The sequence below is a fragment of the Modestobacter sp. VKM Ac-2985 genome (assembly GCF_026967925.1).
GTDB lineage: Bacteria > Actinomycetota > Actinomycetes > Mycobacteriales > Geodermatophilaceae > Modestobacter.
The window spans coordinates 132,221-156,001 of record NZ_JAPVBI010000001.1; the positions used below are offsets into that span (position 1 = coordinate 132,221).

Annotated in this window: 17 protein-coding genes and 1 tRNA gene; 12 read left to right on the forward strand and 6 right to left on the reverse strand. The window is 70.8% G+C overall.

Annotation, left to right across the window (positions count from 1 at the left end):
• Window positions 1–54: 54 nt before the first annotated feature.
• From O2V61_RS00625 to O2V61_RS00645, 5 genes are all read left to right on the forward strand, one after another.
• Window positions 55–1,338, forward strand: a complete 1,284-nt coding sequence (locus O2V61_RS00625) for an acetyl-CoA C-acetyltransferase (protein WP_269181407.1) — start codon at window positions 55–57, stop codon at window positions 1,336–1,338.
• Between the two features lie 118 nt (window positions 1,339–1,456).
• Window positions 1,457–2,812 carry a 3-oxoacyl-ACP reductase gene (locus tag O2V61_RS00630; protein ID WP_269181408.1) on the forward strand — a complete coding sequence of 452 codons (1,356 nt, stop codon included), beginning with the start codon at window positions 1,457–1,459 and terminating at the stop codon, window positions 2,810–2,812.
• Window position 2,813: 1 nt separating this feature from the next.
• Window positions 2,814–3,668, forward strand: a complete 855-nt coding sequence (locus tag O2V61_RS00635) for a MaoC family dehydratase (protein ID WP_269181409.1) — start codon at window positions 2,814–2,816, stop codon at window positions 3,666–3,668.
• Between the two features lie 52 nt (window positions 3,669–3,720).
• Entirely contained in the window at window positions 3,721–4,602 is an 882-nt protein-coding gene (locus tag O2V61_RS00640; protein ID WP_269181410.1) for a class E sortase, read from the forward strand.
• Window positions 4,602–4,760, forward strand: coding sequence for a hypothetical protein (locus O2V61_RS00645; RefSeq protein ID WP_269159431.1), 159 nt, complete (start codon window positions 4,602–4,604; stop codon window positions 4,758–4,760). The genes O2V61_RS00640 and O2V61_RS00645 overlap by 1 nt, the downstream gene beginning before the upstream one ends.
• Before the next feature lie 39 nt (window positions 4,761–4,799).
• On the opposite strand, the gene O2V61_RS00650 is transcribed toward O2V61_RS00645, so the two are convergent.
• On the reverse strand, window positions 4,800–5,879 hold the full coding sequence (locus O2V61_RS00650; protein WP_269181411.1) for a DUF1611 domain-containing protein: 1,080 nt from the start codon (window positions 5,877–5,879) through the stop codon (window positions 4,800–4,802).
• The gene (locus O2V61_RS00655; RefSeq protein WP_269181412.1) at window positions 5,876–6,910 is read right to left on the reverse strand and encodes a dipeptide epimerase; all 1,035 of its coding nucleotides are present in this window, start codon (window positions 6,908–6,910) and stop codon (window positions 5,876–5,878) included. Before O2V61_RS00655 ends, O2V61_RS00650 begins: the two co-directional genes overlap by 4 nt.
• 163 nt (window positions 6,911–7,073) lie before the next feature.
• Here O2V61_RS00655 and O2V61_RS00660 point away from each other — a divergent pair, with 163 nt between their 5' ends.
• Window positions 7,074–8,264: a YkvI family membrane protein gene (locus tag O2V61_RS00660; RefSeq protein ID WP_269181413.1), complete on the forward strand. Its 1,191-nt coding sequence runs from the start codon at window positions 7,074–7,076 to the stop codon at window positions 8,262–8,264.
• 6 nt (window positions 8,265–8,270) lie between these two features.
• Here O2V61_RS00660 and O2V61_RS00665 read toward each other — a convergent pair whose 3' ends face one another.
• Window positions 8,271–10,919, reverse strand: a complete 2,649-nt coding sequence (locus O2V61_RS00665; RefSeq protein WP_269181414.1) for a phosphatase domain-containing protein — start codon at window positions 10,917–10,919, stop codon at window positions 8,271–8,273.
• 259 nt (window positions 10,920–11,178) lie between these two features.
• Between O2V61_RS00665 and O2V61_RS00670 the strand changes: the two genes are divergently transcribed.
• Window positions 11,179–12,570, forward strand: a complete 1,392-nt coding sequence (locus tag O2V61_RS00670; RefSeq protein ID WP_269181415.1) for a hemolysin family protein — start codon at window positions 11,179–11,181, stop codon at window positions 12,568–12,570.
• Window positions 12,567–13,622, forward strand: a complete 1,056-nt coding sequence (locus O2V61_RS00675) for a hemolysin family protein (RefSeq protein ID WP_269181416.1) — start codon at window positions 12,567–12,569, stop codon at window positions 13,620–13,622. The genes O2V61_RS00670 and O2V61_RS00675 overlap by 4 nt, the downstream gene beginning before the upstream one ends.
• A gap of 14 nt (window positions 13,623–13,636) precedes the next feature.
• Here O2V61_RS00675 and O2V61_RS00680 read toward each other — a convergent pair whose 3' ends face one another.
• Complete coding sequence (locus O2V61_RS00680; RefSeq protein ID WP_269181417.1) at window positions 13,637–15,463, reverse strand: helicase-related protein; 1,827 nt, start codon at window positions 15,461–15,463, stop codon at window positions 13,637–13,639.
• A 235-nt stretch (window positions 15,464–15,698) separates the two neighbouring features.
• Here O2V61_RS00680 and O2V61_RS00685 point away from each other — a divergent pair.
• Window positions 15,699–15,785 (forward strand) — tRNA-Ser (locus O2V61_RS00685).
• 55 nt (window positions 15,786–15,840) lie between these two features.
• Here the strand turns inward: O2V61_RS00685 and O2V61_RS00690 are convergent.
• Together O2V61_RS00690 and O2V61_RS00695 are read right to left on the reverse strand one after the other, a co-directional pair.
• Entirely contained in the window at window positions 15,841–16,986 is a 1,146-nt protein-coding gene (locus tag O2V61_RS00690) for a site-specific integrase (RefSeq protein ID WP_269181418.1), read from the reverse strand.
• Between the two features lie 108 nt (window positions 16,987–17,094).
• On the reverse strand, window positions 17,095–17,316 hold the full coding sequence (locus O2V61_RS00695; protein ID WP_269181419.1) for an excisionase family DNA-binding protein: 222 nt from the start codon (window positions 17,314–17,316) through the stop codon (window positions 17,095–17,097).
• Between the two features lie 1,586 nt (window positions 17,317–18,902).
• Here O2V61_RS00695 and O2V61_RS00700 point away from each other — a divergent pair.
• The 3 genes from O2V61_RS00700 (at window position 18,903) to O2V61_RS00710 (ending at window position 23,754) form a co-directional block, all read left to right on the forward strand.
• Window positions 18,903–20,075 (forward strand): ATP-binding protein, encoded by a 1,173-nt coding sequence (locus O2V61_RS00700; protein ID WP_269181420.1) that lies wholly within the window; start codon window positions 18,903–18,905, stop codon window positions 20,073–20,075.
• Between the two features lie 104 nt (window positions 20,076–20,179).
• The gene (locus O2V61_RS00705; RefSeq protein WP_269181421.1) at window positions 20,180–22,480 is read left to right on the forward strand and encodes a S8 family serine peptidase; all 2,301 of its coding nucleotides are present in this window, start codon (window positions 20,180–20,182) and stop codon (window positions 22,478–22,480) included.
• A gap of 23 nt (window positions 22,481–22,503) precedes the next feature.
• Window positions 22,504–23,754, forward strand: coding sequence for an SIR2 family NAD-dependent protein deacylase (locus O2V61_RS00710; protein WP_269181422.1), 1,251 nt, complete (start codon window positions 22,504–22,506; stop codon window positions 23,752–23,754).
• Window positions 23,755–23,781 lie beyond the last annotated feature (27 nt).

Sequence of the window (23,781 nt, forward strand, 5' to 3'; positions counted from 1 at the left end):
AGTCGACCCCACCAAAATGGCCATTTTGGTGGTGACCACCTCCTGGAGGTCCCCATGGCACCGCAGACCCGGAAGGCCGCGATCGTCGGCGGCAACCGCATCCCGTTCGCCCGCTCCAACGGCGCCTACGCCCGGGCGAGCAACCAGGACATGCTCACCGCCACCCTCGACGGGCTCGTCGCCCGCTTCGGGCTGCAGGGTCAGCAGGTGGGCGAGGTCGTCGCCGGCGCCGTCCTCAAGCACGCCCGCGACTTCAACCTCACCCGGGAGAGCGTGCTGGGCTCCCGGTTGTCGGCCGCGACGCCGGCCTACGACGTCCAGCAGGCCTGCGGCACCGGCCTGGAGGCGGCCGTCCTGGTCGCCAACAAGATCGCCCTGGGGCAGGTCGAGTCCGGCATCGCCGGGGGCGTCGACACCACCTCCGACGCGCCGATGGCGCTCAACGAGGACATCCGGCGGGTGCTGCTGGCGGTGAACAACGCGAAGACGCTGCAGCAGCGGCTCAAGGCACTGTCCGGGATCCGGCCCGGGCAGCTCATCCCCGAGGTCCCCCGCAACGCCGAGCCGCGCACCGGCCTGGCGATGGGCGACCACGCGGCGATCACCGCTGCGGAATGGGAGATCGGCCGGGAGGAGCAGGACGAGCTGACCGTCCGCTCGCACCAGGCCCTCGCCGCCGCCTACGACCGCGGCTTCTTCGACGACCTGGTGACGCCGTTCCTCGGCCTCACCCGCGACCAGAACCTGCGTCCGGACACCTCGCTGGAGAAGCTGGCGAGGCTGAAGCCGGTCTTCGGGCAGGGGGAGGGCGCCACGATGACGGCGGGCAACTCCACCCCGCTGACCGACGGCGCCTCCGCCGTCCTGCTCGCCTCCGACGAGTGGGCCGCCGAGCACGACCTGCCGGTGCTGGCCCACCTGGTCGACGCGCAGACCGCCGCGGTCGACTACGTGCACGGCGGCGAGGGGCTGCTGATGGCCCCGGCCTACGCGGTGCCGGTGCTGCTGGCCCGCAACGGGCTGACCCTGCAGGACTTCGACTTCTACGAGGTCCACGAGGCGTTCGCCTCCACGGTGCTCGCGACGCTGAAGGTCTGGGAGAGCCCGGAGTACTGCAAGGAGAAGCTCGGGCTGGACGCGCCGCTGGGCTCGATCGACCGGGCCAAGCTCAACGTGCACGGCTCGTCGCTGGCCGCTGGGCACCCGTTCGCCGCGACCGGCGGCCGGATCGTCGCGACGCTGGCCAAGACGCTGCACGAGGCGGGGCCGGGCAAGCGCGGGCTGATCTCCATCTGCGCCGCCGGCGGCCAGGGCGTCGTCGCCATCCTCGAGTCCTGACCAAGCCCGTCTGCTGTCCGGGTTGACCCGGTCCACCTGAGGTTGAGCCGTGCCATGGCGCGGTCCAACCTCAGGTCGGGCGGCTTGACCCACCCCACGCACCACGGAAGGACCTTCCATGAGCGACTGGTACCGCGACTTCGCGAACTCCGGCCTCGGCACGACCATCACCAGGCAGCTGGGGCTGCCCCGGCCGGCGGAGCTGCGCCGGTACGAGCCCGGGCAGCCGGTGCTGCCGGGCCCGGCGGTGGTCGGGTCGGCCGGCGAGGGCCGGCTGCGCGAGGAGGTCACCGGGCTGCTGCGCGACGCCGGGGTGACCGTCGTGTCCCCGGTGGCCGCCGACGGCTCGACCGACGGGGAGCGGCTGGCGGCCGTCCTCCTGGACGCGACCGGGCTGACCGGTCCGGCCGACCTGGCCGCGGCCCACGACTTCCTCGCCCCCGCGCTCAAGCGGCTGCGGCCGTCGGGCCGGGTGCTGGTGCTGGCCGACCCGCCGGGGGAGACGTCGTACCCGGCCCAGGCCGCCGCCCGGCAGGCGCTGGAGGGGCTGGTCCGGTCGCTGGCCAAGGAGCTGCGCAGCGGGTCGACGGCGAACCTGGTGCACGTGCCCCTCGGCGCGGAGGGGTCGCTGGCCAGTCCGCTGCGGTTCTTCCTCTCCGGCCGGTCGGCCTACGTCGACGGCCAGGTGCTCGCCGTCACGACCGCCGACCTGCCCACCGGGGAGGACGCCGACCGGCCGCTGGCGGGCAAGGTCGCCGTGGTGACCGGGGCCGCCCGCGGCATCGGTGCGGCCATCGCCCGGGTGCTGGCCCGGGACGGCGCCCACGTGGTCGCCGTCGACGTGCCCGCGGCCGGGGAGCAGCTGGCCGAGGTCGCCAACGAGGTCGGCGGGACGGCGGTGTCGCTGGACATCACCGGCGCCGACGCCGGTCCGCGGCTGGCCGCCCAGCTGGTGGCCCGGCACGGCGGGGTGGACGTCGTCGTGCACAACGCCGGCATCACCCGGGACAAGCTGCTGGTCAACATGGACGCCGCCCGCTGGAACTCGGTGATGGCGGTGAACCTGCAGGCACAGCTGGACCTCACCCAGGCGCTGCTGGACACCGAGGGAGCGCTCAAGCCGGGTGCCCGGGTGGTCAGCGTGAGTTCCCAGTCCGGGATCGCCGGCAACCGCGGGCAGACCAACTACGCGGCGTCCAAGGCCGGGGTCATCGGCATGGTGCGCGCCTGGGCGCCGGAGTTCGCCGAGCGCGGGGCCACGATCAACGCCGTCGCGCCGGGCTTCATCGTCACCGAGATGACCGCGAAGATGCCGCTGGGCACCCGCGAGGTCGGCTCCCGGCTCAACTCGCTGCAGCAGGGCGGGCTGCCGGTCGACGTCGCCGAGACGATCGCCTGGCTGGCCCAGCCGGGCAGCGCCGGGGTCAACGGCCAGGTCGTCCGGGTCTGCGGCCAGTCGCTGCTGGGGGCCTGACGTGACGCGCACCGTGCTCGACGCCCCGCCGGCGATGCCGGCCCTGTTCGCCCGGGCCGCGCTCACCGCGCGTGGCCGGGGCGGCGAGCTGCCCGACACCCGGCTGGCCCGGCTCGGCGTCGAGGTCGACCCCGCGCACCTGGCGGACTACGCCCGGGTCTGCCGGTTCCCGCTCGCCGACAGCCTGCCGGTGACCTACCCCCACCTGCTCGCCTTCCCCCTGCAGGTGGCGCTGATGACCGACCGGGCGTTCCCGCTCGCGCTGCCCGGCCTGGTGCACGTGCGCAACCAGATCGAGCAGCTGGCGCCGATCGGCACCGGCGCGGCGCTGGACGTCGAGGTGTGGGCCGAGCGGTTCGCCGGGCACGTGCGCGGGGCGACCGTCGACCTCTGCGCCACGGTCTCCGCCGGGGGTGCGGAGGTCTGGCGCAGCCGGTCCACGTACCTGGCCCGCGGGGCGACGGCGCCCGACGGCGCGCCGGACGCCGACGTCCGGGTGTCGGTGGGGGAGCTGGAGCGCGTCAACGCCCGGTGGCAGGTGCCCGCCGACACCGGGCGCCGCTATGCGGCGGTCTCCGGTGACGTGAACCCGATCCACCTCTCCGGGGTCACCGCCAAGGCCTTCGGCTTCAAGCGGGCGATCGCGCACGGCATGTGGGTGAAGAGCCGCACGCTGGCGGCGCTGGCCGGCCGGCTCCCCGAGGCGCTGTCGGTGGACGTGGCGTTCCGCAAGCCGCTGCTGCTCCCGGCGACGGTCACGCTCTCGACCGAGCAGGCCGAGGCCGGCTGGGACGTCGCCGTCCGGGACGCGAAGGCGGGCACCGAGCACCTGCTGGGGAGGATCCGTCCGTCCTGAGCTCCGCGCGCCGCGCGGTGACGGGGCGTTGCTCACCTAGCATCGCACCGTCATGGACACGCAGCCGATGCAGCAGGTGAGCCCCGGCCGAACACTGCCCCTCCTGTCGGAGGAGTCTCCCCGGGACCCGGGCTCCCTGTTCGACCAGCTCGACCGGGAGCCGGACCCCCTGCCGGCGGAGCGCCCGCGGGAGCCGGTCTGGGTGGTGCTGACCCGCGGGTTCGGCGAGCTGATGGTGACCGTGGGGCTGGTCCTGCTGCTGTTCGTCGTCTACGAGGTCTACGTCACCGACTTGCTCAACGACCGCCGGCAGGACCAGCTGACCGAGGAGATCCGCGACGTCTGGGCGGATGCCCCGGAGCCCACGGCCGTGCTCCCGGTGCTGGTCGAGCCGGCGGCCGGCGAGCCGCTCGCGGTGCTGCGCATCCCGCGGCTGGGTGAGGACTACCAGCAGGTCGTGCTGCAGGGCACCGACGAGGCGCAGCTGTCGCAGGGGCCGGGCCACTACGCCGGGACGGCGATGCCCGGGCAGGCCGGCAACCTGGCGGTGGCCGGGCACCGGGTGGGCAAGGGATCGCCGTTCATGGACCTGGACCAGCTCCGGCCGGGCGACCCGATCGTGGTGGAGACCGCGGACGCGTGGTTCGTGTACCGGGTGCTCGGCGACCCGGGCACCGGCGACTTCGCCACCGACCCCAGCGGGATCCCCGGCCAGCACATCGTCCGGCCGTCCGACGTCGACGTCATCGCCCCGACGCCGGGCGCGGCCGGTGCGGCGCCGTCGGGCACGTACCTGACCCTGACCACCTGCCACCCGAAGTACTCCGCGCGGCAGCGCCTGATCGTGCACGCCGGCCTGGACGGCGACCCGGTCGCCAAGGTCGATGCGCCCGACGGCCCGCCGGCGCTGCTCGAGGGCGGAGAGGACTCCTGATGTACGGCTGGATCTGGCGCAGCCTCCCGGGTGGGCGGACGAGCAAGGCGCTGCTCTCGCTGTTCCTGGTGCTGGCCGTCTGCGCGTTGCTGCTGCTCGTCGTCTTCCCGTGGGCGGAGCCGATGCTCCCGTGGAACGACGTGACCATCGACCAGTGAGCCGCCCGGCGGGGTGACGCGCCCGCGCCGCTCCCCGGGTCAGCCCAGGGCGGCCAGCACCGCGTCGAGCACCCGGTCGGGGCCGAAGCGGACCACGTCGTCGGCGACCAGGCCGGTCTCCGCCTCCGCGGCGGCGACCGCGGCCCGCGCGTCGTCGTCGGAGAGCCCGGCGGTGTTCAGCGCGACCGCGACGACCGGTGCCGGCCGCACCCAGCCGGCCGCCTGCTCGTAGCCGCGGACGATCCCGGCCAGCGGCGGCAGGGCCGTCTGCGGGTAGTCGGCGATCGCGGTGCGCCCGGCCAGGTGGCAGAGCACCAGTGCGTCGGCCGAGGCGCCGTGCAGCAGGCCGAGGGTGACCCCGGAGTAGGCGGGGTGGTAGATCGAGCCCTGCCCCTCCAGCCAGAGCAGGTCCCCGCGGGTGGCGCCCTCGCGGACCAGCCGGTCGGCGGCGCCGGCCACGTAGTCCGACACCACCGAGTCCACCGCGATGCCCCAGCCGGAGATGGCCACCCCGGTCTGACCGGTCGCCACGAAGACCGAGGCCAGCGACCGGGCCCGGGCGGCGCGGTCCAGCTCGAGGACGACGCTCATCTTGCCGATCGCGCAGTCCGAGCCGACGGTGTGCACCACCCGGGCGGGCACCGGCTCGCTGCCGGGCACGTCCAGGTCGTCCGGGGCCGCCCGCAGGTCGCGGATCTGCGCCTCGTGCTCGGCGGCGAGGGCGGCGAGCGTGGGGTCGGTGCGCAGGTCGGTGTGCAGCCCGGCCTCGACGTCCATCCCCAGCCGCAGGGCGTCGGCGAGCACCGCGCGCCAGGCCGGGGTCAGCCGGCCGCCCAGCGGGGCGACCCCCAGCAGCACGGTGGTGGCGCCGAGCGCGGCCGCCGCCGCCACGTCGGGGACGACGGGGGCCGGGTGGTCGCAGAACGGGACGACGTCCACCGCGCGGCGCCCGGCGTGCACCTCGTCCACGACGCAGACCACCTCGCGCGGGCCGTAGCGGAGCACCCCGTGAGCGGTCTTGGCGTAGGACTCGGCGAGCTGGCCGGCGGTGAGCACGGCCAGCCGTTCGGTGCTGGGCTGATCGCCCTCGGTGCTCATCGGGCCTCCGTCGGTGCTCATCGGTCCTCCGCCGGGGTGACGCCCAGCCCGGGCGCATCGGGCAGCACGACCCGGCCGGCCGAGAACCCCAGCCCGGTGAACGGCTCGTCGGCGACCAGCAGGTGCCCGTCCAGGTCCACCAGGTCGGCCAGCGGGCCCAGCTGGGCGGCCTGGGCGATGCCGAGCTGGGACTCGATCATGCAGCCGAGCATGACCCGCAACCCCAGCGCCGCCGCCGCGTGCACCATCCGGTGGGCCTCCCGGATCCCGCCGCACTTGGCCAGCTTCACGACGATCCCGTCCGCGAGGCCCGCGGCCGGGGCGACCGAGCCGAGGTCGGTGCAGCTCTCGTCGAGGAAGACCGGCAGCCGGTCGGGGAGCTCCCGGTAGCGGGCGTAGGCGTCCAGGTCGGCGCGGGGGAAGGGCTGCTCGATCATCTCCACGCCCAGCTGCCGCAGCTGCGGCAGCAGCTCCCGGACGCCGTCCAGCGTCCAGCCCTCGTTGCCGTCGACCCGCAGCCGCGCCGGGGAGACCTCCCGGATCGCGGCCAGCCGCGCCAGGTCGTCCGGGCCGCCGACCTTGACCTTGTAGACCTCGAACCCCGGCGCCCGGCGCACCCGGTCGACGGTCTCCTCCACGGTGGAGATGCCGATCGTGAAGCTGGTCGGGGGCTGCACGCCGTCCAGGCCGAGCATCCGCCACACCGGCAGCCCGGCGTGCCGGCCGGCCCAGTCGTGCGCCGCGCCGTCCAGCGCCATCTTCGCGCCCTGCGGGCCGTCCCAGGCCCGGAGCCGGCGGGCGATCCCCTCCAGGTCCCGCAGGTCGTGCCCGAGCAGGTCCGCGCCGTGGTCCTGCACCGCCGCCGCCATGCCGGCCACCGACTCGCCCGCGTAGGCGACCGGGGCGCCCTCGCCGTGTCCGGTCACGCCGCCGGCCTCGACCCGGACGACGAGGACCTCCTCGGTGTCGGTCGAGGAGCGGGCGATGGTGAAGGTGTCCCGCAGGCGCAGCTCCTGGGGCCAGCAGGTCACGGCCACGGTGTCGCGGGCCATCGGCATCGCTCCTCGTCGGCGGGCTGCTCCGGGCGGCGGACCCCCACCCTGGCCGTGCGACCGGGGCTTGGCAAACCTGGTGCCGGACCGGCCGACGTGGCAGGGTCGTCGCCCACCGAACGAGACAGGTCCCGCACCGCGTCGAGTCGAGCAGGTGAGCCGCATGGCCGGTACGCCCCACCAGACGTCATCCGCCCCTGGGCTGATGGGCGGGCGGTACGGCCGCTGGATCCTGCCCGCCGTGGTCTTCCAGTCCGTCCTCATCGGCGGCGGCTACGCCACCGGCCGGGAGGTCGTGCAGTACGGCGCCCGCTTCGGTGCGCTCGGGCTGTGGAGCATCGCCGCGGTCCTGCTGGGCTTCGCGCTGATGTCCGGGCTGGCCTACGAGTTCGCCCGGACCTTCCACGTCTACAACTACCGCTCGTTCATGAAGGCGCTGATCGGGCCGTTCTGGCTGGCCTTCGACGTGCTCTTCCTGATCATGGTCGTCATCGTGATCGCGGTGATGGCCGCGGCCGCCGGCACCATCGGCGAGCAGACCATCGGGCTGCCCGGCTGGGTCGGCGTGGTGCTGGTCATCGGCGCCGTGGCGCTGTTCAACTTCTACGGCGGTGCCTTCATCGAGAAGGCCAAGTCGGTCGGCACCGTCGTTCTCTACGTCGCCTACCTCGCCTTCGCCGTCACCGTGCTGACCCAGCGGTGGGGCGACACGACCGACACGCTGATGAGCGGCACCTCCTCCTACAGCGAGGGCGCCACGGCGTTCGCCGCGATCGGGGTCGGGCTGCTGTACGTCGGCTACAACCTGACGGTCATGCCCGCCGTGCTGTTCACGTTGCACCGCCAGCGGCGCCGCCGGGACGCCGTCCTCGGCGGCCTGGTCACCGGGCTGCTGTCGATCATCCCGTTCGTGCTCACCTACCTGTGCCTGCTGGCCTTCTACCCCGACGACGACGTGCTCGGCGCCGAGGTGCCCTGGCTGGTCATGCTGCAGTCGGTCGGCGGACCGGCGCTGGTCGCGGTCTTCGCCGCAGTGGTCATCTTCACCCTGATCGAGACGGCGACCGGATCCACCCACGCCATCGTGGACCGGGTCGACGACACCCTCGCCGAACTGGGCCGGCGCCGGCTCACCCGGCTGCAGTCGGCGCTGTTCACCGGAGGGGTCGTGCTGGCCGGTGCGCTGCTCTCCCAGGTCGGCATCATCGCCCTGGTCGCCCAGGGGTACACGCTGATGGCCTACGGCTTCATCGCCGTCTTCGCGCTCCCGCTGCTGACCATCGGGGTCTGGCGGATCGTGCGGGCACACCGGGCGGGCTCGCCCCCGCACCAGGACGCCCCGGCGCAGTCCTGAGGGCGCTCACACGCTGCGGCGGACCTTGAGCTGCGGCGGGCGGCCGTCGGGGTCGATGAAGTAGCGGTAGGCGGGAGCGGCCAGGACCCGCTTCCACGTGGCCGGACGCTCGACGACGTGCTCGCGCAGTCGGCCGGGAGGGCGGGGGCCGCGACGTCCGCCGGCGTGCCAGGCGTCCAGGGCGGCGGCGCTCTGCCGGAACGCCGCGACGGCGTCGTCCGGGTGGAGCAGGTCGTCGTCGTCGCCGTCGGCCCGGTCCAGGTGCTCGCGCATCAGCGTCAGCCGCAGCTCCCGGGCGAACCGGCGGGCACCGTCTCCGTGCCCGCCCGGGTCGACCGGTTCCCGCGGGTCGCGGTCGGCGTCGAGCACGGCCGCGGTCAGCTCCGAGTCGTGCGTCCAGGACCGCCGGTTGAAGTTGTCGCTGCCGACCGTGGCCCACACGTCGTCGACGACGCAGACCTTGGCGTGCACGTACACCGGCTTGCCCCGTGGGTTCTCCACGTCGAAGACCTGCACCCGGTCCTCGCCGGCTGCCCGGACCATCTCCAGGGCGCGGGACTGCCCGATGGCCGCCGGCAGGATGCTGACCGGGCTGTCCTTGTCCGGGTGCCGGGGCACGACGACGACCAGGCGCAAGCTCGGCCGGGCGCGCAGCGCATCGGCGAACACCCGGGCGACGTCGGTGGACCACATGTACTGGTCCTCCACGTAGACCAGGTGCTCGGCCCGGGCCAGTGCCTTGGCGTAGCCACGGGCGACGCTGCGCTCGCCGTCCGGGGCGAAGGGGTAGCCGGGCCAGCGGTTGGGATAGGTGCGCAGCAGCTGGACGGCGCACGACCCCTCGCCCTGCGGCGCCGGCAGCGCCTCGGGCAGGGACGAGGGCGTGCGGTCCTGCCCACGGAGCAGGTCGGGCAGCACGTGCCACGGCATCCGGGTGAGCGCGGCGGGGTCCTCCCACCGCTCCCGGAACACCGTCTCGACCTCCCGGACGACCGGTCCGTGCAGCTCGACCTGGACGTCGTGCCACGCCGGGGTGTCGCCGTAGGCGTCGGCGAACGGACGGGGCTGCGGGTCGCCCTCGTGCCCCGCGTCGTCCCGACGGCTGTGCGCCACGTCGATCCCGCCGACGAAGGCGACGTCCTCGGCCGGGCGGTCCCGGTGCCGGACGACGACGAACTTCTGGTGGTGGCTGCCCATCGGCCGGACCCGCTGGTCGAGGAGGACCTCGCCGCCGGTCTCGTTCACGTCCCGGGAGAGGTCCCGGTTCTGCTCGGCGGAGAACGCCATCGACTCCAGGTGTGACCGCCAGATCAGCCCCTTGACCAGGGCGCCGCGGCGGACGGCGTCCGACAGGGCCTTGCCCACGGTCAGCCCGTCCTCGGTGAGCAGCTCGTCGGTGTCGCCACGCCAGCCGGCGAGGAACACCACGTCGCCGCGCCCGGCACCGGCGAGCGCGTCGGCCAGGGTGGAGAAGTAGCTGCTGCCGTGCACGATCGGCCGCACCCGGTTGCCCTCGGTCCACGCCCGGACGCGGGTCGCGCCGTTGCCGCGCTCGGCGTCGGAGAGCAGCCAGGCCTCGGGGCCGGCCGGGGCAGCGGGTGGCAGGTCGAGCGTGGCGTCCAGGCGGGCGGCCAGCTCGGCGCCGTCCGGAGCCCGGACGACCGGCACCGCACCCACGGCACCGTCCTGCTGACCACCGTCCGGCTGACCGCCGCCCGGCAGGACCTGGCGCAGCGCGATCGCCTCCACCCGGTCCGGGTGGCGGCGCGCGAAGTCCTGGTAGATCGCCGGGTCGTGCTCGCCGTCGTCGCCCACCAGCACCCAGCGGATGTCGGGCAGGTCGGCGGCCAGCCGCTCCAGGGACCCGCTCTTGTGCGCCCGGCCGTCGCGGAACCAGCCGCGCGGGGTGATGCCCCAGTCGGTCATCAGCAGCGCCCCCGCCGGGAACCGGTTCCGGTCGAGGAACCGGGCCACCGGGCCGGCCAGGTTCCACGGGCCGTTGCTCAGGTAGACCACCGGCGCGTGCGGGTGGTCCTGCACCAGCCGGGTCAGCAGGCCGGCCATGCCCGGCACCATCGTGCGCCCGCTGCTGGACCGGGCGAGCGTGCGCCAGGCTGCCCGCAGCGGGTGTCGCAGCCCGGTGATCCAGACCGTGTCGTCGACGTCGCAGACCACGCCCCGGCGCACGTCCGGCCCGGCCATGTGCACCGTGGCCGGGACCGGCTCGCGTCCGGGCAGTCGGAACTCCACGCCCGCCGGCCCGGGGGGGAGCGCGGCGTCGAGGGTGACGTCGACCAGCCCGGCCGCGTCGGACCGGACCCGGTGCCGGACGCCGTCGAGCACGACGTCGACCTCGCCGCCCGGTTCCTCCAGGGTGAGGAACCGGCGCCAGCCCGGGATGTCCCGCCGGGCGCCGGGATCGGTGCCGGTGGGCGCGAGCAGCAACCGTCCCAGCACCCGTGCGCGACCGCCGGCACCGTAGCCGGGGAAGGTCAGCGCGGCCGGGTGCCAGCCGCGGCGCCGGGCCACCCGGGCCAGCTGGTCCCGTAGGCCGTTCTCCGCCCGGTAGGCGATCCGGACCAGCCGGCTGGGGGCATCGTCGGTGAGGCTGTCGGTGTCCGGCTCGGTGGTCTCGTGGCGGGTCTCCCCGGTCATCCAGCAGCTCCCTGTGTCGTGGACGCCTCCCCCGGCCGACCGTCGCGACGTGGTGCGGGCCGAGGAGGGCTGGTGATCAGTCCTACCGTGGAACCAGCTGGTCCGCTCCTGCGTTGCGGGGATGGCCGCCACCGGTCAGGCGTGCAGAGGCCGTCCTGTGGGCACTGCAGGGTGATGCGGCACGTCCAGATCGCCCAACGGAGAGGAACAGTGTGACCCAGCTCGGCTCGCGGCAGGACGTCCCGAGGAGCGGCGGCCGGTGATCGAGTGGTTGCTCTTGTTGGCCGCCGTCCTCCTCGTCGCTGCCAACGCGGTCTTCGTCGCCGCGGAGTTCTCGCTCATCGCCGCCGACCGGGTCACCCTGGAGGCGGAGGCGGAGGCCGGTGACCGCCGGGCGGCCGGGGTCGTCGCGGCGATGCGGTCGCTGTCCACCCAGCTCTCCGGGGCGCAGCTGGGCATCACCGTGACCAGCCTGGTCGTCGGGTTCATCGCCGAGCCGTCGCTGGCCACGCTGCTGCGCGGGCCGCTGGGGCTGACCGGCCTGGGCGACGGGGCGGTGACCGCGATCTCGGTCGGGGTGGCACTCGCCGTCGCCACCGGGGTGCAGATGGTCTTCGGCGAGCTCGTGCCCAAGAACTGGGCGATCGCCGAACCGACCCGGGTGGGGAAGTTCGTGGCCGGGCCACAGCGGGCCTTCACGACCGCGACCCGCCCGCTGATCACCTTCCTCAACGGGTCGGCGAACCGGTTGCTGCACCTGATGGGCATCACCCCGACCGAGGAGCTCGCCTCCGCGCGGGCCCCGCAGGAGCTGGCCTCGCTGGTCAACCGGTCCGGGCAGGCCGGGACGCTGGACGAGGGCACGGCCGACCTCATCGCCCGGTCCATCGAGTTCGGTGACCGGACGGCGGCCGACGTGATGACCCCGCGTCCCCGCGTCCGCTTCCTCCGCGCCGACCAGCCGGTCGCCGACCTGCTGGCGCTGGCTGCCTCCAGCGGTCACGCGCGGTTCCCCGTGGAGGGGGAGGGCGTCGACGACGTCGTCGGGGTGGTGCACTTCAAGCACGCGATGGCGGTGCCGGCGGCACAGCGGGCGACCCGCACGGTGGGCGAGGTGATGGTGCCGGTGCGCGCGGTGCCGGAGACCGTCGAGCTCGACCCGTTGCTGGAGACGCTCCGCGAGCCGGGGCTGCAGGTGGCCGTGGTGGTCGACGAGTACGGCGGCACCGCCGGCATCGTGACCCTGGAGGACCTCATCGAGGAGATCGTCGGCGAGATCGACGACGAGCAGGACGCTCCCGTCCACCGGCAGCGACGGGCACCGGACGGGTCCTGGGTGCTCTCCGGCCTGCTGCGGCCCGACGAGGCCGGGGAGGCCGTCGGGCTGGAGCTGCCCGAGGGCGAGGGCACGGACACCCTCGGCGGGCTGCTCACCGAGCGGCTGGGCCGGCTGCCGCGGGTCGGGGACCGCGTCGTCCTGCCGGCCCGTGACGTCACCCACCCCGATCCGGACGGCGTCCCCGTCCCGACCGAGGTGGCGGTGACGGTGACCCGGCTGGACGGCCACCGGGTCGACCGGGTGCGGATGCGCCGCACCGGGGGCGCGACCGCGGCCTCGGCCCGACAGACCGAGACGGAGAACGCCCGATGAGCGACACCGTGGCCATCCTGCTCGCGGTGTTCCTGCTGGCCGGGAACGCCTTCTTCGTGGGAGCCGAGTTCGCGCTGGTCTCTGCGCGGCGCACCCAGATCGAGCCGCGCGCGGCCGAGGGCGTGCGCGGTGCCCGGACGACGTTGAAGGCGATCGAGAACGTCTCGTTGATGATGGCCGGTGCCCAGCTGGGCATCACGGTCTGCTCGCTGGGGCTGGGCGCCGTGGGCGAGCCGGCCGTGGCGCACCTGCTCGAGGGGCCCTTCGCCGCGGCGGGCCTGCCCGAGGCGCTGGTGCACCCGATCGCGTTCGCCATCGCGCTCGCCGTCGTGGTGTTCCTGCACATGGTGCTGGGCGAGATGGTGCCCAAGAACATCTCCCTGGCCGGCCCGGAGCGGGCGGCGCTGCTGCTCGGGCCGCCGCTGTACTGGGTCGTCCGCGCGCTGCACCCGCTGATCTGGCTGCTCAACCAGGTGGCCAACCTGGTGCTGCGGGCACTGCGGGTGACGCCGCAGGACGAGGTCAGCTCCACGTTCACCCGCGACCAGGTGACCGGCCTGATCGGGGAGTCGCGCCGCGAGGGACTGATCGACGAGCGGGAGCACCAGCTGCTCACCGGTGCGCTGCAGTTCGACGAGCAGCGCACCGCCGACGTGGCGATCCCGACGGCGGACCTGGTCACCGTGCCGCGCCGGATCACCGTCGGCGAGCTCGAGGACGTGTGCGCGGCCACCGGTTTCTCACGGTTCCCGGTCACCGACGACGACGGCGGCCTCGCGGGCTACGTGCACCTCAAGGACTTCCTCGCCGTCCCGTCGGAGGAGCGGGACGCCCCGATCGCCCCGGCGCTCATCCGGCCCCTGGCCGGTGCGACGACCGACCAGGGGCTGCGCGACGTGCTGGCGACCATGCAGCGGGACGGCGCGCACCTGGCCGTCGTCCGTGACGACGGCGGTCGGACCGTCGGCGTGGTCGCGCTCGAGGACGTGCTGGAGGAGCTGGTCGGCGAGGTGCGGGACGCCGCCCAGACGGTGGCGGCCGGTCGCCGGTAGCGGGACCGGACCGGTCAGCTGCGGCGTGACCCCCGGGCGGACCGGTTGCGCCGGCCGGCGCCCCCACCGGTGTTGGCGGTCGGCGCGGGACGGTCGCCCGTCCGGGCGCCACCCCGGCCGCGGCCGCCGCCGGCCGGACGGGACCGCTCAGCGGCGCCCCGCCCGGACCGCGGGCCGCTGCACGGGCGGCAGGTGGTGAACCACGGGGCGATCGAGGTGCCGCACTCGGTGCACGTGCCCGAGCGGCCGATGGCGATCGCGTCGGGCAGCAGCTCGGTGATCGTCTCGGCGCACGCCTCCTCGAGCTCGGCGGCGTCGTCGCTGTCCAGGCCGGCCACGCCGGGGAACTGGCGGAGCAGGGTCTGGGCGTCCCGCGCGGCGGCAGCGGCCTGCTCGTACTCCTCGACCGAGCCCTTGACGGGGTACTCGGGGAGCACGGTCTCGACCGGCACCGGGAGACCGACCGCGTGCTGCAGGGCGGCCCGGGCCAGCACCAGCCAGCGGGTGCGCCGCGGCGGATTGTAGTCGATGGCCAGGTTGATCAGCCGCCACACCGTCTGCAGGTCGCCGGCCTCGCCGAGCGGTCCGCGCAGCAGCGGCAGCAGGGCGTGCACCCGCAGCACCAGGCCGGTGACGTCGTCGGCGGTCATGCCCTCGTCCTGGGTCGCGACCCGCGCCCAGGCCATCCAGCGGGTCAGCGCCTCGGGCAGGTCGACCGCCTCGAACGCGCCGAGGTCCTCCAGCTCCGGGCGGAGGCGGGGTCGGCGCTTGGGCAGGTCGCTCATCTCGTCGCCGCGGGCGACCGCGGCGCCGGCACCGACCAGCGCGCCGACCGGCTTGAGCCCGGCGACGCCGATCAGGATGCCGGTCTGGCCGTGCCCGGTGAGCCCGTACCGGCCGGCGCGCCCGGCGATCTGGGCGACCTCCCAGGTGCGCAGCGGGCGCAGCTCCTGGCCGTCGAACTTGGTGGTCTCGGCGAACAGCACCGTGGTGGCCGGCACGTTGATGCCGTGGCCGATGACGTCGGTGGTCACCAGCACGTCGAACTCGCCGCGGGTGAACCGGTCGATGACCTGGCGGCGGGTGGCCGGCGGCAGCGCGCCGTAGAGCACGCCGACCTTGCCGGGCCGGTGCTGGTCCAGCTCGGCGGCGACGGCGTAGACGGCCTTGCGGGAGAAGGCCACGACCAGGGTCTGCGGGCGGACGGCGTCGGTGCGCACCGGTGCCTTGAGGACGTCGAGGCGCGACAACCGCTTGTGGTTGACGACCTGCACCTGCTGGGCGTCGGTGACCAGTGGCTTGAGCACCAGGTAGGCCTCGGCGGCGGAGATGAGGTGCATCTCGCGGTACTCACCGGTCAGCAGCAGCCGGGCCCAGTGGTGGCCACGGTCGGGGTCGGTGACCCAGTGGGACTCGTCCAGGACGAGCAGCTCGCCCCGGTCGGGGGCCTTCTCCACGGTGCAGCAGACGATCGCCGCGTTCGGGTCGATCTCCTCCTCGCCGGTGGACAGGCCGACGGTGCCGGGCGGGAGCTGGGCGGAGAGCTTGGCGTAGGCCTCGTGCGCCAGCTGGCGCAGCGGGGCGGCGTAGACGCCCGAGCCGGTGGCGGCCAGCGCCTGCAGCGACTCGTAGGTCTTGCCGGAGTTGGTCGGGCCGAGGTGGAAGACCACCTTCTCGGGGCGGGTGGCCCGGGAGGGGAGCTCGGGAGCAGCGCCGTCCACCCAGATCTGCTGGGCGCGCTTCTCGTCGCGCGCGGCGATCCGGTCGGCGTCACGGGTGGCGGCCTCGCGGGAGGCGCTGCGCTCGCGGCGACGGGTGGGGGACTGCGGGGGGACGGTCACAGACAGGGAGTGTCCTTCGCTGAGGGATCAGGCGGTGGGAGGTCGACGCGCACGAGCGCGGACCATCACGAGGTGGAACACCGCCAGTGCCCCCATCATGCCCGACGGTGCCATCCCGACGGAGCACGCAGTGGCGACGCGGCGCCGGGCGGAGGCCGGCCTCGACTCCGGTCGGCGGCCCGTGCGTCCGCCGCCGGCCCCGTTCCGGGGGTGGGGCGCTAGCCTCGGACCGCCAGGAGGGCTCGCCTAGTGGCCGATGGCGGCGGTCTTGAAAACCGCTAGGGGTGAAAGCTCCTCGTGGGTTCGAATCCCACGCCCTCCGCTCTGATCAGCACGTTCGTACGGGCTCGACCTGGCGCTGGGCCTGGTACCGGGTCTCAGCGCCCCCGGCGTGCCCGCTGCGTGCCCGTACGGTTCACGCGCGTGCCCGCTGCGAGGCGGCCCAGTCGTGCTGCCACTTCGGCGTCCCGGCTCTCCGCGGCGTGCTGGTAGATCATGGCCGCGCGTGACGAGGAGTGGCCGGCCCGGCGCATCACCTCGGCGAGGGTTGCCCCGCTCTGGGCCGCCAGCGTCAGGCCGGCGTGGCGGAGATCGTGCAAGTGCGCCCCGGGCAGTGCGGCCCTGGTTCGTGCTGTGGCCCACGCCGCGTGCACGTGGTGGGCGCGCAGGGTGCTGCCGTCAGGCCTGGCGAACAGCCGGTCGGCGGGTGAAGCCGATCCGCGCACGCGGAGGTGCTCGTCCAGCGCGTCGACTCCCTGGTCGGGCAGGTGCACTGTCCGCTGGCTCCCAGCCTTGGGAGCGCCTTCGCGCGGCCCGTCGTCGGTCTCGACGACCTGGCGTCGCACCGCCACGGTGCCCGCGTCCAGGTCGACGTCTTCGATGCGCAGGGCGACGAGCTCACCCAGCCGTAGGTGGCTCCAGAAGGCGAGCTGGACGAGGCCGCGTAGGTGGACAGGCATGCCGGCGGCGAGCTGCTGGACCTGCTCGAGGTCGAGCAATGGCCGCTCGTCGCTGCGCGCCTGCCCGGCGCCCGTGATGCGGCACGGGTTGCGGCCCAGGGCATCGTCGGCAACAGCGGTGGAGAGGATGGCGCGCAGGACGGCGTAGGCCTGTCGGGTGGCTGTCGGGCCCGTGGCGGCGCTGGTCTGCGCGTGCCACTGGCGCACCAGGGCGGGCGTGATGCGGTCCAGCGGCAGGTCGCCCAGCGCCGGTAGCACCCAGCGGTCGAGCGAGTGCTGGTACGTCTCCCGGGTCCGGATGGCCAGTGGACGTCCTCGGACAGTGCGCTCAGCGAGCCAGGACTGGCTGTATTCGCGGAGCCTGACACCGCTCCGATGGGGGTCGAGCCAGGCGCCTCGCGCCATGTCCACCTCGGTCGCGGTCAGGAAACGAGCGGCATCCGTCTTGGTCGCGAAGGTGGTGGGAGCGGTCCGGTCTTTACCGTCGGGCCCCGAGTACCGAGCCTGCCATCGACCGGAGGGCAGCTTGCGCACGCGGCCGAAGCGCCGTCTGGCCTGGGCCACGTGGACGACCTCCGGGGGGCTCGTTGTTCGACACGGTTGAGCGGGGACCTTGGACGGACGTTCGGTCTTCCTCGTTGCTCAGGAGACCGGTAGCGGCTGCTGCGTCGGTCAGCGCCGGACAGCGGGCGGAGCGATGGGCTCGACCGCGCGGGCATCGAGGTAGGCATCGAGGTCGGACTGCCAGAAGCGCAGGGAGCGGCCGGCGTAGGTGAACTTGACCCTGCGCTCGGCGACCAGGCGGTAGATCAGCCGTCGTCCGCAGTGGAGGTACTCGGCCGCGCTGTCGACGTCGTGCAGCGGACCGATCGAGCGGGTGCTGTGTGCTGCCACGTCTGCTCCTCGCATTAGTGCTGTCGACAACTGGCAGCACACCGCCGACGAAGGTGCTGCCGTTCTTCCGGGAGCAGGCGCAGGAACGTGTCGATGGGTGACATCGGACGGCCGGCACAACAGCTCGGATTCCTGCGGCATCGGCGGGCCGGCGCGTTCTCGGATCGAGATCCTGTTCGCATGGCAGGTGCACAAGCGGTGGTCGTCCGAGGGTGTGGACTACACCCGTAGTGCTGTGGACAGCGGGCACCAGCAGGCCTGCTGTGCTCTAGGAGTCGGTCGCGCTGGCAGTGACTGGACGCGGGGTGACGAGGGTCCTAAGCGATGTCACCCTCATGCCGACCCGACTAGGGAAAACGTCACCCCACCCCCGTCGGATGCGGCGGTCGAACGAGGTCAGGGCCGCATCCAACGCACTGATGAGCGCGGTCAGCTCTCGGTCCAGACCAGACCGCGGTCGAGTTGTTTCGCGAGCTCGCCGAGGACGCCGACCCAGTCGCCCTGATGCGGTGTCGGTGGTGAGACGGGACGTGCGGGTGCCATGACGACGCCATGGGAATCTGGATGGCCGCACGACCCGATGCGGCGGCGGCGCGTCGCTGCCGCATGCGCGGTGCCGTGCAGTGGCCGAGCGCCACGTGGACATGGGGCCACTCGCTCGCGGGGTGATCGGGCCGAGGTGCCACCCCTACGTTGCCGAGGCTGTTTCCACTCGTCACGACGAATCGGGCTGACCGCGGGTGCAAGAGGTGTGTCGGACTTGGTTTGGGGTGCGCGGTGGCTGAGAACTGGGCTTCGCGTCTGAGGCGCGGTAAGTCGGGCTGACTGTCCAGGTCGTACAGCCACGGTGGATCGCATCCGGCTGCGGCGTCGCCTAAGAACGCAGGGGGCTCGTTGTACTGGCTGGCCCGCTGGCGGACCAGGCCGTCTGCCCTCGTGTTGGTGCCAGCCAGCAGGCTTACCGCGGGGTGACCCCGATCGTCCCCACGTACGGTCCCTTCGACAGCGGCCAAGAGTTGCTGCGGGCCATGACCGAAACCCGACCTAGTGGGCCCGTTGAGACCAAGCCCGTTTGTGACATGAGGAGGGGTGCGGGCGCCGACGGATGCGTATCCCTAGGTTGCCTACGGTTGGCGCAGGACCGGAGCCAGTTCCGACATCAACGGCCAACTAAGCCCCCGCTGCGGTCTTCTGGGTCGACGGCTCGGCTAGCCTGCCTCGGGCCTGCCTCGGGCCTGCCTCGGGCCCGGCGAGACCCAGCCCGCGCCGGCTACGACTTCGCATCAGACAGCTACGTCCACACCGGGCGCATGACCCGCCTCGCGCGCGGGCACCAGAAGCAAGCGTCGGCAGGCCCAAGATGGGGCCGTCGACCGTGCCCTTGGGGGTATCCTCTGGTAAGCCGCAAGCCCAGAACGTCTAGGGTTACCACCCTGGCCGGTGGCCATCCACTTTCGAAGCAAGGACACGGGTTGACGACCAGAGACGCGAGCACTCTGTTCGATGCAGGAGGTCCCGCTCTGGATTCCGCCCAGCGAGCTTTCCTCCAAGGCCTCCAGGCTGGGCTTCGTGGCGACCGAGACGGGATGCGCAACCTGCTCCGTCGCAGTTTGCGACGTCCTGGGGCATTTGCGCAGAAAGCTGACGCGGCCCTCTACGAAGCTATCCTCCTCGCCTCGGCTCAAGCTGCCCCCACTAGCGAGACACCATCCCGTGAACCAAGCCGTGACCCGCTGTACGGCTGGGAGGGACCTAGTCGCCTTGGCGACCTGGTGTTTCCCCCGCCGGCGTGGTCGTCTGATACCGCACCAGTCAACAATCAGGCTAAACAAGGCGCGCCGAACCCTCCTGATACCGAGCCGGTCTTGGCGCAACTTGTGGCGGGTTTGCCGCCATACTTAAGGCTGGACACGCGCACTCCAGAGCAACCCGAACTTGCCCACCACCTGGATGACTCGCTGCGACGTATTGCGCAGGAGTACACCAGCGGCATGTTGGCCAAGAGATCGATCTCTCCCACTCGAACTTTGCTGCTGACGGGCCCCCCCGGAACCGGCAAGACAATGACAGCTCGCTGGATTGCTCGAGAAATCAGACAGCCACTACTTGTTCTTGATCTGGCCGCCGTCATGAGTTCGGAGCTCGGACGCTCCGGGCAGAACCTTGCGGCGGCGTTGGAAGCAGCAGCCAATCTTCCCGTCGTCCTGTTCATCGACGAGTTCGATGCAATTGCTGCGGAGCGCGCTATGCCCAACGAGATGGGTGAGTTACGACGACTGGTGAACGTGTTACTGCTCGCGCTTGATCGGTGGCCGGCTGGCCACCTCCTGATCGCTGCGACCAACCACCCAGACCTTCTTGATCGCGCAAGCTACCGCAGATTCGAGGAGGCATTGAACCTCACGACGCCTGACAAGAGTCTGCGTCAAAGAATCCTGGGCCGCTATCTACCAAGCCTGGGGGCTGCAGACTTAGCCCTTATTGCAACCATCACAGATGGGGCCAACGGCGCGAATCTCGAGAATCTTTCATTGCGCGCCGCACGTCGGGCTGCCTTGGCGGACAGAGAAACCTCCCTCGAGGACCTAGTGGCTGCTGTCGGTAGCCAACCTGAGCCGATTTCTAAGTCCACACGCGACCTCCTCGTCGATGCCTTAAGGGAACGAGGTTGGTCGGCGCGGCACATCGGTCGAGCCTTGAACTTGAGTCACGTGACGATTGGTAAGCGATTTCGGGATCAAGACCTCAAGGATTTATGAGCTTAAGTGCGCGAGAGCTTGCAGCTCAGGCGTCAGTCTAGGAACCTAGACCTGTGAGTTCTCCTCGCCGGCCGCTCGAAGCACCTCTGTCGCGCCCTCTACTCGTGGGCGGCGAGAAACTGCGCCTGCAAGCTGGATCGCCCGGGCGCGGATCGGGTGACAAGTTCATCCCGTACACCGTGGACCAGAACGCTCAGCGACTCGCGCCTCAGCTGGAGCAACTCAACGAAGGCTTACTTGCCCTTGAACCGGGGTTCCAAGGTGACCTTCCTATCGTGGAGATCAAGCTGCTTCCCCAGTTTCTCGCGGCGAGCAGCTTTCCCGCAGCCCTCTTGGAGGAATCGGGCCTCATCCTGATCGGCGCGCGTCCATCACGGGGCACAACACCGAATAAGGCCGGCGAGATCCTGCAGGACGTCCCCACGAAGTCGATCTATGCTGCGCTTTCCCAACCGCTTGCAGAGTTGAGCCGAATTGTTGCCACCCGGGCTGCTTCTTCGGCCAAGCGGGTTCAGCAAGACCTGCGCTCCATCGACACGATCGGAGTTGCCGCGCCTGCAGTCGTTGTCGACCACGCCGAAGATCCAGAACGGCTTACCCGTTTGAATCTCTTCGAGGCAGCATTTCACCCGTCGGTGAGCCGCGCCGGGATTCCCGTGCCAGCCAGTGACGACACCATCGGGAAATGGTTTCGATTGGTGGACAGCGTCGGTGGCGTCACTCAGAGTGAGTGGCTACGGACAGCAGGAACCTCGACATTTGTCCCTATTAGGGTGGAAAGTGCAGCAATCATTGACTTGCAGCGATTCAATCCGTTGCGGTCCTTGCAGCCAATGCCGACACCGCGGGTCGTGCCTGAAGTCCAACTTGAGACATGGCCCTACGAACCGCCGCTCGCTCGACGTCCAATTGAGGATCGCCCACTGCGAGTCGCAGTCTTCGACGGGGGTGTGAACGAACAAAGCCCGTATTGGGCGGGTCGGGTCAAGACAATTGACGTCGGGATGGTTGGTGCTGACGGACGCTCGCAGCGGCACGGTGCGATCGTAACGAGTGCGCTGCTCTACGGACACCTGAATGACACAGAGTTGCCTACGCCGGCGAATATGGTTATCGACCACTATGCGGCCTTCCCGCAGGCGGGACCCGAAGCCGATCTGCAGATGTATTGGCTTCTTGATGTACTTGAAGAGCAGGTCACACGGGGGCGGTACGACGTTGTAACTATCAGCACCGCGCCGAATCGACTTATGGATGACGCTACGATTGACCGCTGGACAAGCACCATCGATGAAATCTCCCATCGAGAAGGCGTCCTCTTCATCGTGGCCGCAGGAAACAACGGCGAGGACCCGAAAGCTGGTGGGCTAAATCGAGTTATGGTTCCCGCCGACGGGACGAACGTGCTCGCTGTCGGGTCGGCCGACACCATTGCATCAAAGCCGGGCAGGGCAGCTTACAGCGCAGTTGGGCCAGGCAGAGCTGGTGCGCTCCTGAGGCCTTCCGGTCTCGCCTTCGGTGGCACCAAAGATGATCCTTTCCTTGGTGTAGATAACGACGGACGGGCCCTTTCATTTTATGGCACCAGCTGCAGCGCTCCGCTCGTGACGCACAGCCTGGCCAGCGTTGCGCGCGTTCTAGGACGCGGTCGCGTCAGTGGAGCCAACTTGCGTGCATTCGCATTGCACTTCACCGAGCCGGGGCGTCGCGGCTTGAATGCCGAAGAGATCGGTCTTGGGATTTTTAGAACTGACTATGAGTTCCTACTTGACGGCCCGCCCGACGTGGTTCACGTTTTATACACGGGTTCGATATCGCGAGGCGAATACATACCCCTCGCTATCCCTGTGCCGGACGGACTGACGGGTTCCATGTCCCTGCGCTACACCTTGGCAACAACCACCGCTGTGGACGCGTCCGATAGTGTTGACTACACGCGAGCTGGTCTGGAATTGACGTTCCGGCCGCATGCCAACGTGTTCTCTTTCAGTAAGAAGGGCTCTAAGTCCTATCGGCTCAATACCATCACGCAGTCTGCTGAAGCGACCCGCCTCTTGCAGCGAGGGTATCGGCTTGGTAGCGAGCCAGTCACTCAGAATATAGGACACGGCGTCAAGCAAGACGAAGGCGCGCTCCGCGCAGAGGGCAAGTGGGATTCAGTGAGGTCGGGGGCGCACACCTTCCGGGACGCAGCTACCAAGATTGCGCGACCAAGATTGGACATCAGTCATTTGGCCAGAGAGGGAGGTGTTTTGGTTGCCTCATCTCCCGACCTCACTTGGAGCATGCTGGTGACCGTAAAAGCCCCAGGTAGCACAACGCTTTACGATGACGTACGCGCTCAGTATTCCGTCCTGTCTCGTCTACCCGCCGTCTCGGCCACACTCCGCGCACAAGGAGCATGACAATGTCGTCCCCTGCGGCCGCTATGAACAGCATTCGGGAGGCTTTGCAGAATCGTCAGCTATGCATCGTCGTTGGAACCGGGGTGACCTCCTCCGCTACATCTAGGAACCCCCTCGCCAGTTGGCGTGGCCTGATCGAAGATGGCCTCGACCGATGCCTCAGCTTGGGGGCTCGTGATGCGAAGTGGGTTGCCCGCGCCAAGGAGGACGTCAACAGCGGGTATGAGAATGACTTGATTGTCGCCGCCGAGAAGGCCACGGATGGCTTGGGAGGCCGACGGGACCCGGAGTATGCCACGTGGTTGCGTGAAACCGTCGGAAGTCTAAAGGCAACGGATACCACACTTCTGGACGCGATCAAGGACTTGGTGTCGGCTGGGGCGATAGTCGCGACGACGAATTACGACGATCTACTAGAGGACACGCTGGGCCTGCCTTCAGTCACGTGGCGCGACACTCCCCGCCTACAGCGCGTACTGAGGGAACGAGAGAAAGCCGTCATCCACCTACATGGCCACTGGTCGGACGCTGAAAGCGTCGTCTTCGGGTCATCCAGTTATGCCGATGTGCTTCGTAGCCCTGAATCAGCGAACTTCCTTCGAGCGACAGTCTACGTTCGTACATTGCTCTTTGTTGGGTTCGGAGCGGGCCTCGACGATCCAAACTTCTCTGCATTGCGTCGCTGGATGTCGCAGGATTTGACGACTTCAACTTTTGCCCACTACCGCCTTGTGCTCGATAGTGAAGTTACCGCTCCTCACGCGGCCGATCGAATTGTCTCAGTCCCTTATGGAGATGACTACACCAAGCTGCCCGCATATCTAGCGAGCATTCTTGCCGGCTTGCGCGGGGGTGGGATGAGGGCTGCGGGCGATGTCCCGGGCGCGAACGACGCCGGCAGCGGACCGCGGGTACCTGGCAGCGTGGGCATCCCACTCCGTTCTCGTGAGGATCCTGCGTTGCGCGCGGAGTTGAGCGAGGTTGGAGCAAAGCTTGAGTGGCTAGCACAAGCGTCCCTGTTGACTGATGATGAGGCAGTCGATCTCATCGGGAGCGGGACCCGCGTTGATGTGCTTCGCCGTTTCGTCTATCTGTTTGAGGAAGAGATCTCAGGCGTCATCAAGATCTCGACAAATGCCGCGGCGCTTGACCCCGTCATTCATAAGCAGGCTTTGATATCCGGCCGCCGTCTCTTGTCTATCCTCGGGGGTTCTACTGATCTCTTGTCTTGGGGGCATTACCCAGCATCAGCTACGGGTTCTAGCTTGGAATAGGTCAATTGGCGATAAGGGTGGCTTGCG